This window comes from Hyphomicrobiales bacterium (assembly GCA_039989895.1).
GTDB lineage: Bacteria > Pseudomonadota > Alphaproteobacteria > Rhizobiales > JACESI01 > JACESI01.
Map to the genome: position 1 here is coordinate 206564 of JBDXGY010000006.1, position 15610 is coordinate 222173.

The 15610-nt window shown below is 45.2% G+C and carries 18 protein-coding genes; 14 read left to right on the forward strand and 4 right to left on the reverse strand.

The genetic code is table 11. The annotated features are described in order from the left end of the window. Positions 1 to 46: 46 nt before the first annotated feature. Together ABJ081_07555 and msrB are read right to left on the reverse strand one after the other, a co-directional pair. A complete protein-coding gene (locus ABJ081_07555; GenBank protein MEP6356521.1) occupies positions 47 to 2140 on the reverse strand; it encodes a S9 family peptidase in 2094 nt (697 codons plus the stop codon). A 6-nt stretch (positions 2141 to 2146) separates the two neighbouring features. Continuing rightward, a complete protein-coding gene (msrB, locus tag ABJ081_07560; GenBank protein ID MEP6356522.1) occupies positions 2147 to 2560 on the reverse strand; it encodes a peptide-methionine (R)-S-oxide reductase MsrB in 414 nt (137 codons plus the stop codon). 243 nt (positions 2561 to 2803) lie between these two features. Here msrB and ABJ081_07565 point away from each other — a divergent pair, with 243 nt between their 5' ends. The 13 genes from ABJ081_07565 (at position 2804) to ABJ081_07625 (ending at position 12397) form a co-directional block, all read left to right on the forward strand. After that, positions 2804 to 3322 carry a Na+/H+ antiporter subunit E gene (locus tag ABJ081_07565; protein MEP6356523.1) on the forward strand — a complete coding sequence of 173 codons (519 nt, stop codon included), beginning with the start codon at positions 2804 to 2806 and terminating at the stop codon, positions 3320 to 3322. Beyond that, complete coding sequence (locus ABJ081_07570; protein ID MEP6356524.1) at positions 3322 to 3636, forward strand: monovalent cation/H+ antiporter complex subunit F; 315 nt, start codon at positions 3322 to 3324, stop codon at positions 3634 to 3636. Before ABJ081_07565 ends, ABJ081_07570 begins: the two co-directional genes overlap by 1 nt. After that, a complete protein-coding gene (gene mnhG / locus ABJ081_07575; protein MEP6356525.1) occupies positions 3633 to 4079 on the forward strand; it encodes a monovalent cation/H(+) antiporter subunit G in 447 nt (148 codons plus the stop codon). The genes ABJ081_07570 and mnhG overlap by 4 nt, the downstream gene beginning before the upstream one ends. Then, on the forward strand, positions 4079 to 4636 hold the full coding sequence (locus ABJ081_07580) for a DUF4040 domain-containing protein (GenBank protein MEP6356526.1): 558 nt from the start codon (positions 4079 to 4081) through the stop codon (positions 4634 to 4636). The genes mnhG and ABJ081_07580 overlap by 1 nt, the downstream gene beginning before the upstream one ends. A 2-nt stretch (positions 4637 to 4638) precedes the next feature. Continuing rightward, the gene (locus ABJ081_07585) at positions 4639 to 5076 is read left to right on the forward strand and encodes a Na(+)/H(+) antiporter subunit B (protein ID MEP6356527.1); all 438 of its coding nucleotides are present in this window, start codon (positions 4639 to 4641) and stop codon (positions 5074 to 5076) included. Then, the gene (locus ABJ081_07590; GenBank protein MEP6356528.1) at positions 5077 to 5475 is read left to right on the forward strand and encodes a cation:proton antiporter subunit C; all 399 of its coding nucleotides are present in this window, start codon (positions 5077 to 5079) and stop codon (positions 5473 to 5475) included. After that, positions 5472 to 6995, forward strand: coding sequence for a monovalent cation/H+ antiporter subunit D family protein (locus ABJ081_07595; protein MEP6356529.1), 1524 nt, complete (start codon positions 5472 to 5474; stop codon positions 6993 to 6995). The genes ABJ081_07590 and ABJ081_07595 overlap by 4 nt, the downstream gene beginning before the upstream one ends. Continuing rightward, the gene (locus ABJ081_07600; protein ID MEP6356530.1) at positions 6992 to 8449 is read left to right on the forward strand and encodes a monovalent cation/H+ antiporter subunit D family protein; all 1458 of its coding nucleotides are present in this window, start codon (positions 6992 to 6994) and stop codon (positions 8447 to 8449) included. The genes ABJ081_07595 and ABJ081_07600 overlap by 4 nt, the downstream gene beginning before the upstream one ends. Position 8450: 1 nt before the next feature. Then, on the forward strand, positions 8451 to 8708 hold the full coding sequence (locus ABJ081_07605; GenBank protein ID MEP6356531.1) for a hypothetical protein: 258 nt from the start codon (positions 8451 to 8453) through the stop codon (positions 8706 to 8708). After that, complete coding sequence (locus tag ABJ081_07610; protein MEP6356532.1) at positions 8698 to 10383, forward strand: Na(+)/H(+) antiporter subunit D; 1686 nt, start codon at positions 8698 to 8700, stop codon at positions 10381 to 10383. The genes ABJ081_07605 and ABJ081_07610 overlap by 11 nt, the downstream gene beginning before the upstream one ends. A gap of 245 nt (positions 10384 to 10628) precedes the next feature. Beyond that, on the forward strand, positions 10629 to 11039 hold the full coding sequence (locus tag ABJ081_07615) for a MucR family transcriptional regulator (GenBank protein ID MEP6356533.1): 411 nt from the start codon (positions 10629 to 10631) through the stop codon (positions 11037 to 11039). Between the two features lie 179 nt (positions 11040 to 11218). After that, a complete protein-coding gene (locus tag ABJ081_07620) occupies positions 11219 to 11644 on the forward strand; it encodes a helix-turn-helix domain-containing protein (GenBank protein MEP6356534.1) in 426 nt (141 codons plus the stop codon). A 3-nt stretch (positions 11645 to 11647) separates the two neighbouring features. Continuing rightward, the gene (locus ABJ081_07625) at positions 11648 to 12397 is read left to right on the forward strand and encodes a DUF6456 domain-containing protein (GenBank protein ID MEP6356535.1); all 750 of its coding nucleotides are present in this window, start codon (positions 11648 to 11650) and stop codon (positions 12395 to 12397) included. A gap of 19 nt (positions 12398 to 12416) precedes the next feature. Here the strand turns inward: ABJ081_07625 and ABJ081_07630 are convergent, their stop codons facing one another. Next, positions 12417 to 12839, reverse strand: coding sequence for a SufE family protein (locus ABJ081_07630; protein ID MEP6356536.1), 423 nt, complete (start codon positions 12837 to 12839; stop codon positions 12417 to 12419). A 102-nt stretch (positions 12840 to 12941) separates the two neighbouring features. Beyond that, the gene (locus ABJ081_07635) at positions 12942 to 13247 is read right to left on the reverse strand and encodes a DUF5330 domain-containing protein (protein ID MEP6356537.1); all 306 of its coding nucleotides are present in this window, start codon (positions 13245 to 13247) and stop codon (positions 12942 to 12944) included. Between the two features lie 589 nt (positions 13248 to 13836). On the opposite strand from ABJ081_07635, the gene ABJ081_07640 reads away from it, so the two are divergent. Then, the gene (locus ABJ081_07640) at positions 13837 to 15510 is read left to right on the forward strand and encodes a PAS domain-containing sensor histidine kinase (GenBank protein ID MEP6356538.1); all 1674 of its coding nucleotides are present in this window, start codon (positions 13837 to 13839) and stop codon (positions 15508 to 15510) included. The last annotated feature ends 100 nt before the right edge of the window (positions 15511 to 15610 follow it).

A 15610-nucleotide genomic window follows, 5' to 3' on the forward strand; every position in this document is an offset into this window, starting at 1 on the left:
ATAATGAAAGCCCGCCAATTGGCGGGCTTTTTAATGGGTTTTCACCCTAGATATTTTTTCCCATTACTTTCAGCGCAAAAGCATATTCTTGCGCGGTTTCCTTCAGACTATCAAAGCGGCCAGACGCACCGGAGTGGCCTGAGTCCATATGTGTCTTGAGCAGCAATGGATTATCGTCCGTTTTGCGCTCGCGTAATGTGGCCACCCATTTCGCTGGTTCCCAATACGTCACGCGCGGGTCAGTTAGACCGCCAAGGGCAAGGATCGGTGGATAGGCTTGCGCGCGCACATTATCGATCGGCGAATAGGCGGCGATGGTTTTGTAATCCTCAACGCTTTCAATCGGATTTCCCCATTCTGGCCATTCCGGCGGGGTGAGGGGCAGCGTGTCGTCCAGCATGGTGGTGAGAACATCGACAAAGGGCACGGCCGCAATGCAGCCACCGAATAAATCTGGCGCCATGTTCATACAAGCGCCCATCAACATACCACCAGCTGAACCGCCGTGGCTGACAATATTGCCGCGCGTGGTATAGCCCTCATTCGCCAGATATTCACCAGCTGCGATAAAGTCTTTGAAGGTATTTTGCTTGTGTTCACGCTTGCCGGCTTTATACCACGCATCGCCTTTTTCCATGCCGCCGCGAATATGCGCAATCGCATAAACAAAGCCACGATCCACCAGCGATAAGCGAGTGGTAGAGAAGGATGCGGGCATCGACATGCCATAAGAGCCATAACCATAAAGCAGTAAGGGCGCGCTGCCATCAATCGGCGTATCTTTGCGGTGAAGCAGGGTCACGGGCACCAAGGTTCCGTCACTGCTTGGCGCTTGTAGGCGGTGCGTCACATAATCAGATGCGTCATGGCCAGACGGTATTTCTTGCTCTTTGCGCAAAACCCGTTCGCGCGTTTCCATATCATAGTCATAGGTCTGTGACGGCGTTGTCATGGATGAATAGGAAATCCGGATGGATGTGGTGTCGTATTCATAGCCACCACCAAGCCCAAGCGAATAGGCTTCTTCATCAAATGAGATCACATGGCTTTCACCGTCTGAAAGCCGTTGGATGACTATTTGAGGAAGGGCGTTTCGTACTTCGAGCCAAACCAAATGGTTCTTATAAGTACCCATTGATTTGATCAGCCGGCCTGGTTCATAGGCGACGTAGTCGCTCCAGTTTTCGCGCGATGGATTATCAGACGGGGCCGTGACCAATTTGAAATCCGCAGCACCGTCTGCATTAGTGGAAATAATCAACCGACCATCGCCCAGATCATCAATTGAATATTCAATTTCTAATTCGCGCTTGGCGATAAGGCGCGGTGCGCTTTCGGGTTTATCGGCGTCAATCAGATAACTCTCTGACGTTTGATGGTCGTGTGTGTCTATTGTGATGAAACGGTCTGATGATGTTTTGCCCACGCCCACAAAAAATCCTGGATCAGCTTCTTCATAAATGAGGGTGTCTGTTGCCGGATCGGTACCAATGATATGACGGAATACTTTTGAGGGGCGATGGTTTTCGTCTTGTTTCACATAAAAGAAAGAAGCACAGGCATTATCCCAGATGCCGCCACCAGTTGTCTCTTCAATGACATCTTCAAGGTCATTACCTGTTTCTAGATCACGCACCTTTAGCGTGAAATATTCAGACCCCTTATCGTCATAAGACCAAAGGCCGAGCTTATGGTTGTCAGCATGATCGAGACCGCCGAGACGGAAATAGGCTTTGCCTTTTGCTTCTTTATCACCATCTAAAAGCACCTCTTCATTGTCACCCTCGTGGTCCGTACGCAACAAGTGAGGATGCTGACCGCCCGTGACATAGCGCATCGAATAGGCGTAAGGTCCGTGGTTGCTGGGAACAGAAGAATCATCTTCTTTGATCCGTGCTTTCATCTCTTGAAATAGCGTTTCTTGAAGTGTGTTTGTGTCCTCAAAATAAGCTTTTGTATAGTCGTTTTCAGCAACCAGATAGGCGCGTATGTCGTCCGCCAATACCGATGGATCGCGCATGACTTCTTGCCAGTTATCCGCCCGCAACCATGCGTAATTTTCAATTCGCTCTATGCCATGATTGCTGGTTGTTACAGGCTTTTTTCCCGCGAGGGGCGGCGTCAATTTATTGAATGTCATGTGTGTTTATTCATCCGCTTGAAAGGTGAGGGCGTGGCCGTTCATGCAATAGCGTTGACCGGTTGGTTCAGGGCCATCAGGAAATACATGCCCAAGATGGGAATCACATTTCGCACATCGAACCTCAGTGCGCACCATAAAAAGCGTTCTATCTTTATATTCTGCGACATTTTCTTCCCCGATAGTTGCCCAAAAACTTGGCCAACCTGTGCCTGATTCATATTTTGTTGCGCCTTCAAAAAGAGGATTGCCACAGCAAACACATGAATAGATTCCCTCAGCCTTTTGTTTCAAGTGCGGACCAGTGTGAGGATGTTCTGTGCCGTGCTTGCGGGTGATGCGATATTGTTCTGGTGTTAGTTGCTCGCGCCATTCTTTATCTGATTTGACGATTTCGACATTCGGGTTTGGTTTAGCCATTTCATTACTCTCATCAATGTTTGAACGACAACATAGAATCCAAGCTCGGTTTCGCCAAGCCACGATTTGTTCATAATCTGTGTCATTTCGTGGCTTCTGGATGATTGACATAAGAATAGAAAAAACTGGTGAAACTAAATAAATTAACTAGTGCCCAGCGTTTAAAGATGAATTATTCACGTATTATATTATTTTCACGAATCATTTAGAGCGTGAAATAGCGGTTATATTACAGGCCTACTGATGCTTCGTTCTCCACTCAAATTTATACTTCTCGCAGCTTTATTGTTCGGTGTTTGGCTATTGCTGTCTGGTATTTATCTGCCGCGGTTGGTTGTAACAGGTGCCATTGCATCGCTTGTCATAGCCTATGTAATGGATCGCGGTGGGTTGCTTGATGAAGAATCATTGCCTTTGGGCTTTGTTGCGCGCGGGTTCATATATTGGACTTGGTTGGCGGTGGAAATTGTTAAATCTGCTTTGAATGTGACGCGCATTATACTGAGCCCTAGTCTACCTATTTCGCCAACGATGATAACCTTTAATCCATCACAAAAAACCGACGTTGGTCTCGCCACCCACGCCAATTCAATCACACTAACGCCGGGTACCATTGCCACGGGAATATCAAGCTTTAACGGCATCATTCAGGTTCACGGCATTGAGCGAAGTGGCGCTGAAGGCTGTGTAGAGAGTGATATGGATGCGAAAGTGTGTTGGTTCGAAGGTTCAAGCAATAGGTTCTCAGGAGGTGCTAGCTAATGTTCGTAATTGCTATGGTTGCCGTATTGATAGCTCTTTCTCTTGCCGTCTTTCGAGCAATGGTCGGGCCGAATATTTTTGATCGCTTATTGGCGGCTAATTTTATTGGGACGCTTGCTATTATGTTGCTGGCCGTTTTGGGTTTTTTAAATGGCCGCCCGGAATTTTTGGATGTCGGTCTTGTTTATGCATTTTTGAACATCACCGGCACCTACGCCGTTTTGAAATTCTTTCGTTACGGTGCGCTTGGTGGCGAGGCGCCTCCTAGCGAAGCTGAGGAAAGCCGTGATGGATTTTCGGGGGTTCATAAATGACCCTCATCGATATGATATCGGGTGCAATGCTCATCATTGGGTCTTTTTTTCTGGTGGTCGGTGCCATCGGCCTCATCCGTATGCCGGATATTTTCACAAGAATGCACGCGGTTTCTGTGTCTGAGACCATGGGGGTCGGTCTCATGCTTGGTGGGCTTATGATCCAAGGGGGCTTCACCTTTGTAACTTTTAAGCTGGTCTGTCTGTTTTTGTTGATCTTCTTCGTCAGCCCTGTTGCGTCCCATGCTATCGCGCGTGCGGCTATGGCTGATGGTGTTCAGCCGATTTTGGATGGACCGGAAATTGATGCCCGTACTGATGGTTCAAAAGAGCCGCTAGGTGAGACCACAAAAACAATAACTGCCATAGATGCAACCGATGCTGAGGTGTCTGCTTCGGTGATGATCGAAGACGAGCCTGTTAAGCCGGAGGGCAAAAAATAATGTCAGAGGCTTCAATCAACGCCATTCTTTTGACCTTGCTGGCGCTCGTAAGCGTTGGTGTTGTGCGACGAAGAAATCTTTTCAGTGTCGTGATTCTTTTCGGTATTTACTCGTTTCTCATAGCCTCTGTGATGATGGTGTTGGATGCTGTGGACGTTGCAATGACCGAGGCGGCCGTTGGTGCAGGCATGTCGACCGTGCTTTTACTGGGAACGCTTTATCTAACCAAGACGCATGAATCCAAACCTGAGCGGCCTCCTATTTTTCCGCTATTCATGGCTATTGGTGTTGGTTTTATGTTGGTTTACGGCACAATAGATTTACCGGCATTTGGCAGTATAGAGCAGCCGGTTAATCAGTACTTGGGTCAAGATTACTTGGATCGCTCGCTACCTGAAACGGGCATTCCAAACGTGGTTACGAGTGTGCTGGGCAGTTATCGCGGATTTGATACGCTGGGCGAAACAGTTGTGGTTTTCACTGCTGGCATCGCTATTTTAATGTTGCTGCGGCGTCGAAGACGAGAAGATGAAGAAGAAGCAGGAGGTGATACTTAAAGATGCGCCTTGATGTCATACTCCGTATCGTTTCAAAGATACTTATTCCTTTCATGTTAATTTTTGCACTTTATGTGCATTTTCACGGTGACTTTAGCGCAGGCGGCGGGTTTCAGGCCGGCGTGATTGTTGCTGCTGCGGTGATTTTTCATGCTCTTGTTTTTGGTCTTTATCCAACGCAAAAAATAGTATCGCCGCGCTTTGCCGAATTAATGATGCCCGCGGGCGTTTTAATTTTTGCAGGTGTCGGCGTTATCTCGCTTATGCTTGGTGAAAATTATTTGGATTATGATGCGCTTGCCCATAATCACTATCCTGAAAAGCCTAATTATCATGGTCAAGAACGTGGTGTGTTATGGATCGAAGTCGGTGTTCTAACGACAGTGGCGGGTACGATGATTTCTATTTTCTATGCTTTTGCTGGGCGGGGGCGTTCGTAGATGTTTTCCGAAGAATTCATAGGCTATTATAATTACTTTATCACAATATTCTTGATGTCCTGTGGCCTTTATATTGTCGTTGCGCGCGGCAATATGGTGAAGAAGCTTGTGGGTCTTGGTATGTTCCAAACCTCGGTCTATCTGCTGTATCTAACACCGGCCAAAATTTTGGGTGGAACACCGCCAATTTTGGCGGAAGGTTTTGATGTTTATTCTAATCCATTGCCGCATGTATTGATTCTGACAGCCATCGTTGTGGGTGTTGCGACATTGGGGCTAGGCCTTGCGCTGGTTGTCCGCATCAATGAAGCTTACGGCAGCATTGAAGAAGACGATATTTTTGCTAAAGACGATGATCTTCAGGGCGAAGATGACGAATTGCCGGGAGATGCCAGATGAGCGATGCGGTAGGTCAGGCTGGGTTTGATTTTATAGAGCATTTGCCTGCTTTGCAGGTTGCTATTCCGATGCTGGGTGCCGCCGTTGTGGCGATGACCCGTAAGGGCCAAATCGCTTGGCTTATTGCTATTCTCATTAGCTTTGCCATGCCTCTATTTTCCATTCTGTTGCTGCATGAAGTTTTTGCTCATGGTGTAATATCTTATGCAATGGGTGGTTGGGAGCCGCCCTACGGCATTGAATATCGGATCGATGTCGCTAATGCTTTTGTGCTTGTTATTGTGTCATTAATGGCTGCTATCACGTTGCCCTATGCGAAGCGGGTTGTTGAGCTTGAGATCGCGCCACACAATCATTCGTGGTTTTACACCATGTATCTGCTGTGTCTGTGTGGGTTGCTTGGTATTGCGATAACAGGTGACGCTTTCAATGCTTTTGTTTTCTTAGAAGTATCATCGCTTTCAACCTATGCCATGATCGCCATGGGTCGGGATCGCAGAGCGCTTGTTGCAGCGTATCAATATTTGATCATGGGCACCATCGGGGCGACCCTTTATGTGATTGGCGTCGGAATTTTATATGCGATGACCGGCACCTTGAACTTCGCGGATTTGGCAGTGCGGCTACAAGATGTCAGTTCTGATGCTCCGTTGCTTGTGGCGCTTTCCTTCATCACCGTTGGATTGAGCTTAAAAGTTGCTCTTTTCCCACTCCACAAATGGCTGCCTAATGCCTATGCCTATGCCCCAACGATGGCGACGGTATTTCTCGCGTCAACCGCAACTAAGGTTGCGATTTATCTGCTGGTTCGCTTCATTTATTCAGTTTATGACCCATCGATTAAATTTGATGGGTATTCAGCGGCCGTTGTTTTTATTGGTCTCTCGATCGCAGCTATGTTTATCGCGTCGTTTGTTGCGTGCCTACAGCGCAATGTAGAGAGAATGCTAGCGTTTTCTTCAGTGGCTCAAATTGGTTACATCACACTTGGCATATCCTTCGGTGTAAAGACGGGGCTTACGGGTGGTCTTGTTCATCTTGTCAATCATGCCTTTATGAAGGGCGCTCTGTTCATGTGTACTGGCGCAATAATGATGCGACTGGGTTCTGTGAAACTTGATGATATGGCAGGTGTGGGGCGTAAAATGCCGATTACCATGGCGCTGTTTACGGCGGCAGGTCTTAGCCTAATCGGTGTGCCTGGCACAGTGGGTTTTGTGTCTAAATGGTATCTTGCCTTGGCTGCCTTCGAGACAGGACAGGCGTGGCTCGCCTTCGCCATAATGGGGTCATCCCTAATTGCTGTTGTATATGTTGGGCGCGTTATCGAGGTTGCTTATTTACGTGAGCCGTCAGCAAAAGTTATGATGGCGAAAGATCCGCCGCTATCTATGATGATACCAACGGTTATTCTCGTGGTGGCTTGTTATTATTTTGGTATCGATGCTGGGCTAACCAGTCAAACAGCCGAAAGAGCAGCCGATGCGCTTCTGTCTTCTGCGGGAGGCGCTGCACAATGATGAATCTTGATACACTTCTTCTGTTTACAATCCTTCTGCCACTGATTGGTGGAGTTGGAATATATTTGTTTGGACGTTTTCCAAATGTACGCGAGGGCGTCACACTTTTCACAGCAATTGCCCTTCTGCTGCAAGTCATTAATATTTATGACTATTTTCAAGGCGGGCTTGTGCCAGAGTCTGGGCCCTTTGAAGTCTTGCCCGGGCTTGCAATTCATTTCAATGTCGAGCCATTGGGTTTGTTGTTTGCGCTGATCGCATCGACATTGTGGATCATCAATTCAATCTATTCGATTGGATATATGCGCGGTAACAATGAGCCGCGCCAGACCACATTTTACATTTGTTTTGCGGTCTCGTTATTTGGCGTCATGGGCATCGCCTTTAGCGCTAATCTCTTCACGCTGTTCTTGTTTTATGAGGTGTTGACACTGGCTACCTATCCGCTGGTGGCACATAAGGCTAATGGGGACGCAAAAATGGGTGCCCGGATATATCTGATGATCCTGCTTGGCACATCAATGCTTCTGCTTTTACCGGCTATTATCTGGACCTATGCGCTGACCGGAACCATGGATTTTGTGCCAGGTGGAATTTTAGATGGCAAAGCATCTGTGACCGTGCTGACAATACTGTCACTTCTCTTCATGTTTGGTATTGGCAAGGCGGCACTCATGCCGTTTCATTTCTGGTTGCCAGCCGCTATGGTCGCTCCGACCCCAGTATCAGCGCTGCTGCATGCCGTGGCTGTTGTGAAAGCTGGTGTTTTTACCGTTGTCAAAGTCACCGTCTATATATTTGGTATCGACCTTTTAGCCAACACGGGAGCCGCTGACTGGCTTTTATATGCGGCTGGTTTCACTGTTATCGTGGCATCCTTGGTTGCGCTTCGACAGGACAATTTGAAAAAACGGCTTGCTTATTCCACGGTCAGCCAGCTCTCATATGTCATTCTGGCTACTGCCATCTTAACACCCATTTCAGCAGTAGGCGCTGCCCTTCATATAGCAGCGCACGCAGTCTCAAAAATCACACTCTTCTTCGCGGCAGGCTCGATCTATACAGCAGCCCACAAGACCGAAATAAGCCAGTTGGATGGGATTGGTTGGAAAATGCCGATAACCATGACAGCCTTTGCAGTGGGCGCTTTTTCGATGATCGGTATTCCACCAACGGCAGGTTTTCTGGGTAAATGGTTCATGCTTTCTGGTGCAGTATCAACACAGCAGTGGTTCGCGGTGGGCGTTATTGTCCTTTCAACGCTTTTAAACACAGCCTATTTCCTTCCCATCATCTATCGTGCGTTCTTTGTTGCGCCAGAGATAAAGGATGATCACGGTGAAGCGCCATGGCCTATTTTGGTTGCTATTTCCGCGACCGCCATCGGCACGATTTTGCTCTTCTTATTCCCCGGCGTTGCTTATGATCTTGCGAAACAAATGGTTGGGCTTTGATATGAAAAATAATAAAGCAAACAGTGATCACTGGCTTGTTCGACCAGCCTCAATTCGCAAAATTTGGATTTTTGGATTGATCTTATTGGTGCTTACGGTCCTTGCTGATTTCTTAATCCCACATAAGTCGTATTTTGGCATTGATGGGACTTTTGGTTTCTCTATTTGGTTTAGTTTAGCGTCTTGCTTGGTTTTGGTTGTGGTCGCCAAAGCGTTTGGTGCGCTCTTAAAACGTTCGGATAGTTATTATGATCGGTGATGTTATCTTGCCTCCAGGCCTTGCTCTTATTCTTGCAGGTTTGCTTTTGCCACTCTTAAAAGGGCAGGCGCGTAATACACTGCTTATTGCGGCGCCTTTGGTTGCTCTTTTCCTAGTTTGGCAACTGCCCAATGGTAATCATCTAACAATCAGCTATCTCAATTTTGAGCTTGTTCTCGTGCGCGCTGACGAACTGTCGCGCCTTTTCGCGACCGTCTTTACCGTCATGGCCGCCGCTGGTGGGCTCTATGCTATGAATCAAACAAAGGTGAGCGAGCTTGCCGCTGCATTTGTTTATGCAGGCTCGGCCATCAGTGTTGTCTTTGCTGGTGACCTCATCAGTCTTTTCATTTTTTGGGAAATCATGGCGATTGCTTCCAGCATCATTGTTTGGTCAGGCGGAACTAGCGCGCGCGCTGCTGGTCAACGTTATGTGGCTGTGCACTTTATGGGCGGTGTTCTTCTCATGGCGGGTATCGCTGGTGAATATATGCAGAATGGATCGATTGCATTTGATATGATGGAAGCGAACAGCTGGCCGCGCTGGTTGATTTTAGCAGGCTTCTTGATCAATGCTGGTGCACCGCCATTTTCTGCTTGGTTGCCAGATGCTTATCCTGCTTCATCTTGGTCTGGTGCAGTTTTCCTTTCTGCCTTTACGACAAAAACGGCCGTCTATGTTTTGATTAGAACGTTCCCTGGTACTGAAGCTCTCATCTACATTGGTCTGTATATGGTGTTTTATGGGATTATATTTGCCATCCTTGAAAACGATATACGTCGCGTCTTTTCGTACTCGATTATCAGTCAGGTAGGGTTTATGGTTATAGCCATTGGTATAGGCTCTGATATGGCACTGAATGGTGCGGCCGCTCATGCCTTTGTGCATATTATTTATAAAGCACTCTTGCTGATGTCGATAGGAGCGGTGCTTTATCAGACGGGAAAAACAAAATGCACAGAACTGGGTGGTCTGTTTCGTACAATGCCAATAACGATGATTTGCGGCGTTATTGGTGCTTTGTCGATCTCAGCTTTTCCCTTCACATCAGGTTATATAACAAAATCGCTCATTAGCCAGAGCGCAACTGAGGCTCACTTGGGATATGTGTGGTTCGGACTCACAGCAGCATCAGCCAGTGCATTCTTATACATAGGCATTAAGTTTCCATGGTTTGTCTTCTTTAGTAAGGATTCTGGTTTGCGACCGGCTGAGCCACCAAAGTCCATGCGATATTCGATGTATTTCTTGAGCTTTGTCTGCATAGGGTTGGGTGTGTTTCCTGATTTGCTCTATAGTCTACTACCTTATCCAATAGATTATTCGCCTTATAAACTTGGGAAAATTCTCTCTCAGATTCAACTCTTGTTATTTGCGGGTCTTGCTTTCTTTTTATTGTTGCCGCTACTCAAAAATACCTTTACGATTACACTTGATTTTGACTGGTTTTATCGTGGTCTTGGTAATATTTTGCGCAAAGAGTTTGACAGTGCGACCGGTGCAATTTGGTCTAACTTATCTCGCGCCTGCGCTTCAATTGCGAAGATGGCGAATGTTGCAGTATATAAATTACATGGTCCTGGCGGAATATTTGCTGAAACGTGGCCCACAGGCTTGATGGCTTTATGGACTACAGTATTGCTTGGCTTATATCTGGCTGTATACTTTTTATAATGAATTAAGCATTTAGTATTATAAAATGTTATTTATATAGAAAAGATTTTTATATTTGATTATATAGCTTAGGGTATTTGTATGTTTGTATTTTTCTGTTCATCACGACTATTTTTCAAATTAATATAAGTATTATTTTAAAAATATGACCGCTTAGGTTGCGGTTCTATTTGCCTTGTGCAATATGGCGCCTAGAAATTACAATCATATGTCTTTTGATAAGATAGAATAAGGAGATGTCACATATGTCTGGTGACGAAAAAGACGGTGTAGTCATTGAGCTTGCAGCTGATATAGTTTCAGCCTACGTATCTAATAACACACTACCGGCGAGCGACCTGCCAACATTAATAACTGATGTTTATCGTTCTTTATCAATAACAGTTGGTGCTAACGCAGATGTTGAAGTAGAACCACAAAAGCCAGCGGTTTCTGTTCGCAAATCAATTACACCTGATTATCTAATATGCTTGGAAGATGGAAAACAATTTAAATCTTTGAAACGCCATTTGCGAACTCATTATGACCTGTCTCCAGAAGACTATCGCGAGAAATGGAACCTTCCGTCTGACTATCCAATGGTTGCGCCAAATTATGCAGCGGCACGATCTGCGCTTGCAAAAAAAATGGGCTTAGGTCAGCAACGCGGCAAATAATTATTTATTAGTAATACAATTCAACGGGGCAGCTTTGGCTGCCCTTTTTTATTGAAGACTTTGTACAAAAATAGATGAACTATTAGTGCTGATGTTGTGTCGGTAGAAATAAAAATGAGTTTATCCCCTCTAATCGACCCGTATGTTAAATAGGAATTAATACCCATTTAAGTGCGGAGATGAAAATGCAACAAACAGTTGAAGTGTATCAGACTAAACAAGATAAAAATGAATTATGTGGTCATTCGGCAGTGCTGCGCGCGCAATATTCAGTGCCTGCCTGTCATTTTATAAAATCGTCAGTCGCTCTTGTGTTTGGTGTATCTATACATGAGCTAAATGCTCAAACGAGATTGGGTGCTAAAATTGCTTTCGCAAGGCAGTTAGCAATGTATATCGCCCATGTCCGGCTTGGGATGAAGCTTGTTGATATTGGTTATTTATTTGGCCGTGATAGAACAACAGTTGCTCACGCGTGCCGCTTAATCGAGGATCGCCGTGATGAGCCAAGCATTGACTTTATGATTGATTGTATCGAACGTGCGGTGGAGGAATGGCTCGCGCTTTCAACGCAAGGTGTTCAACCTCAACCGTTGGGGGCTTGAACATTGAGTGACAATAACAAGGAAAATATCAAGCTTCTTAAGAAGCTTGCCGGTGGAAATCGTGTCTCCAAGCCTAATTTGAAATTAGGCAATGAACGTATTGAGAATATTATCAAAAACCTTAAGCGCTTGGATTTGGTCGATGGCGATAAGGATGGGGATATAAAAATCACGCGGGAAGGAAGAGCCTTTTTGAAGCGCGCGCTTTGTACGAATGATGACAGCTATGGTTCCCAACATCGTGATCTTTGTGAAGTGGGTGATGATGAAAAAATAGTCGTCAATTTATCGGAGAGCCCTTTATCCCGTCTTTACAGTCGCCGCTCGCGCAATGGAAAAAGAATAATCCAAGATCATCAATTCCGAGCTGGCGAACGTTTAAGGCGAGACTTTGAAGCTGCCCAGCTTTCGCCAAAACTGGGATTAAGTATTGCCCCTAAAGTGGACGGTGGTCGAGGGGGAGGCGATGCGTCTTATGCTTTGGATGGTGCAATGGCGGCGCGTGATCGCGTTGACCAAGCTTTGCGCTTTGTTGGTAATGAGATGAATTCGCTTTTACTGGATGTTTGTTGTTTCTTAAAGGGACTCGAATGTATTGAACGTGAGAGACAATGGCCTGTGCGTTCAGCAAAAATTGTCCTCTCATTAGCTCTAGAGCGTTTAGCTACTCATTATGGATTTTCAGAGGTGGCAATTGGCGCCCCACTTGGTAAGAAGGGACACTCGCAAGTATGGCATGCGAAAGAGGCCTAATGCGTCATTAAGAAGGAGTTCAATCTTTGAGTGCTTCAGATGCATCGCGTTTGATGCGGTTCACCATTGCGCTTAAACCATTTGAACGCTGGGGCGTTAAATGTTCACGCAATCCAATTTGTGAAAACATGCCATCTGTATCGAATTTGATAATGTCTGATGCTTTGCGACCAGAAAATGCGGTCAAGACCAGAGCAACTAAACCTCTTACAATATGAGCATCACTATCGCCACTATATGTCAGAACTGGCTCGTCTGAGCTTGTGTCTATATCTTTTATCAACCAGACTTGGCTGACGCATCCTTCAATTTTATAGTCAGCTATACGCTTATCATCAGGAAATTCTGGCATCGTGCGGCCGAGTTCAATGACATATCTATATTTGTCTTCCCAATCTTCGAGGAATTCAAAATTATCCAGAATTTCATCAAGCGTCATCATCTTCACCATGTCTCGTGCGTTACATCGGCTATCATGCTTGTTGCAGATGGGCAACCACGTGGTGTCTTAATCACGACTGATTTTTGTTTGCTCGTCTATAGCTTAAGCGTTGTTGGTTTTTTCGCCGGTATCTTCTTGCAACTGCTCATTGATATAATCAAGGGCAATTGATGAAACATATTTTGCTTTAGCACTAAATGCGATAAACGCTTCATGACCCTGCACACATACATCAGGATTGCGCGCGCAAAATCCTGATAGATCAGACAGAGCACCTCCAGCAAATGAGAGTGCGTCAACTGTCGATATAGATTGTGTGGTGGTTGTATCTAACTTGTCTTTGTCTATTGGCATTACCAACACTACCAAACTCAACCAAAATACTACTCTAAATAAAAACATAAACATCCTGTTCAGCCCCGATTTCTATCTTCGTTGACCCTTGATAAAACATAGGATTGAAAATCGCGTTCACTGCGGCAGCTCGATTTAATACAAAGTCTTCGCAATTTTGACTAAAATTGTAACAAAAAGGAAATCAAGTGAATTTCATCAAGAAAAACATATTAAGTCATTGAATTTATTTATTTTTATTTTTAATTTGATTTTTATTTTACAATAATTTGCATTAATTGTTTAGCAACCACGATGAGAAAATGTGCTTTAAAATGCACTCAAAAGGGCTTTCTTTCCCGATTTAGAACACCGTGTTCAGGTTTTAGTTCATTTTTACAGTCACAGTACAGGACATATAAACTTAAAAAAGTGATGCCTGTAAATTGGCTGCTTTTATAAAATGGGATTTATGTTCGCGGTGTTGTTTCGAGTTTTAAAACGCGTACGTTTAAAAGAACGCTTGGCACAAGGGTGGCCGGCAAGTCATTGGCTGGGGAGCCAAGGTCTGCCTAGCATCAGTCGTCAATTCCTAATTGTGCAGATTATGTGTAGCGTTATTGCCTTTTGTGCATTTCCATTATTGATTTTATGGCAAGGCACTTTGAGCGTTGAAATGGCTGTCGTGTTTGGCTGGTTTATGGGGCCACTTGTTGCGGCGGCTATTCTTGTTCGCTTGCGCTCACTCAGGATGGCTTTTGCTGTGTCATCTATATCCTTTACCGGATTAATTTGCACAATATGCATGCTGACTGGCGGCTTGCAGTCTTTTGCACTGATCTGGTTATTGGCAGTACCGTTCGAGGCGGTTTTATCGCGTGACAAGAACATTGTTGCCAGCTCAATTTTGATTGTGATGGCAGGCGGGGCAGCTTTGGTGCATTATACAACACTACAAAGCTTTGCAGTTTATTCTACTTTAACGACGTCTGATCCAATAGGATTCGTATTTGGGCCAGTAGCCTTGGCTCTTTATGTAGCGAGTCTTGCGATGAAGTTGCAAAGCAGCAGTGTTGCTCACCTTAAACTCTCAAGTACCAATGAAGCCCGTTATCGGCTCTTGGCAGAAAACACCAGCGATCTCATCGTGCAGTATGATGTGTCAGGCAATGTAGTATTTGCATCACCTGCTGCAAAAACACTGCTAGGTGTTGATCCAACCATGCTAGAAAACGAAGATTTTTTAGCGCATGTGCACATCGCTGATCGGCCGAACTATATGCAAGCCCTATACGATGTCACTACTCTTGGTATGCCAAGTGTTTTGCAGTGTCGGGTAAAAGTCATTGTTTCTAACAGCAGTGACCAAAACAATCAGTTCAACGCTAATCATAACTACACATGGGTCGAAATGCGCACGCGTCCTATATGGAATAATGAACAGGTAGTGATAGGCGCTATTTCAACAATGAATGACATCACAAAGCAGCGCGACCGCGAAGAAGAACTGCAGGGTATGCACCGTGATATCAAAGAGTTAAATGATGCAAAGGGTCGCTTTCTTGCTAATATTAGCCATGAACTCCGCACGCCATTGAATGCCATCATTGGTTTTTCAGATATTCTGGATCAGGAGCTTTTCGGAAAACTGCAAAATGATAAGCAAAAAGAATATGTTAAACTGATCCATGAATCAGGAAATCATCTTCTACAAGTAGTGACTGATATTCTTGATATGTCAAAAATTGACAGCGGTACTTTTGATATCGTTCCTGAAGCATTTGATGTAAAAAGCCTCGTCGAAACCTGCACAAGTATATTAAGTCAACAAGCTGAAATGCGAGGCATTGAATTACGTACGATTGTGCCTGATAATTTACCTGAAGCTGTGGCGGACTCACGTGCCTGCCGTCAGATACTGATTAACTTGATCTCAAATGCACTGAAGTTTTCAGATGAAAATAGCCGTGTGACCGTTGGTGTGCGTCTAGAGGGTAGTCATCTTGCTTATTTTATCCGCGATAACGGCATAGGCATGTCTGAAGGCGATCTTGAGCGTATTGGTCAACCATTTTTCCAGTCTGATAGTGCACTTGATCGACGGTATGAGGGAACTGGGTTAGGTGTTTCTGTCGTCAAGGGTTTGACTGAACTCCATAAGGGACATGTTGTTTTTGAAAGTGAGCTTGGAAAAGGCACCTGTGTGACCATTTATATTCCGGTTAATTGTGAAGCAGATGAAACCACAATCCAAAAATTTGATGCCAATAGTGAAATAACACAGACATCAGTATTGGAACAGAATGAAGAAACTATCCTATTAAAGAAAATAGCGTGAAAGGTGAAATGATGTATGGAAGTGCAGATTTTCTGAGCGGTTTAGGTGCAGAGCCAACTAAGGGTAAAAGGGCTAAAAAGACAAAATCTACTACACAGCA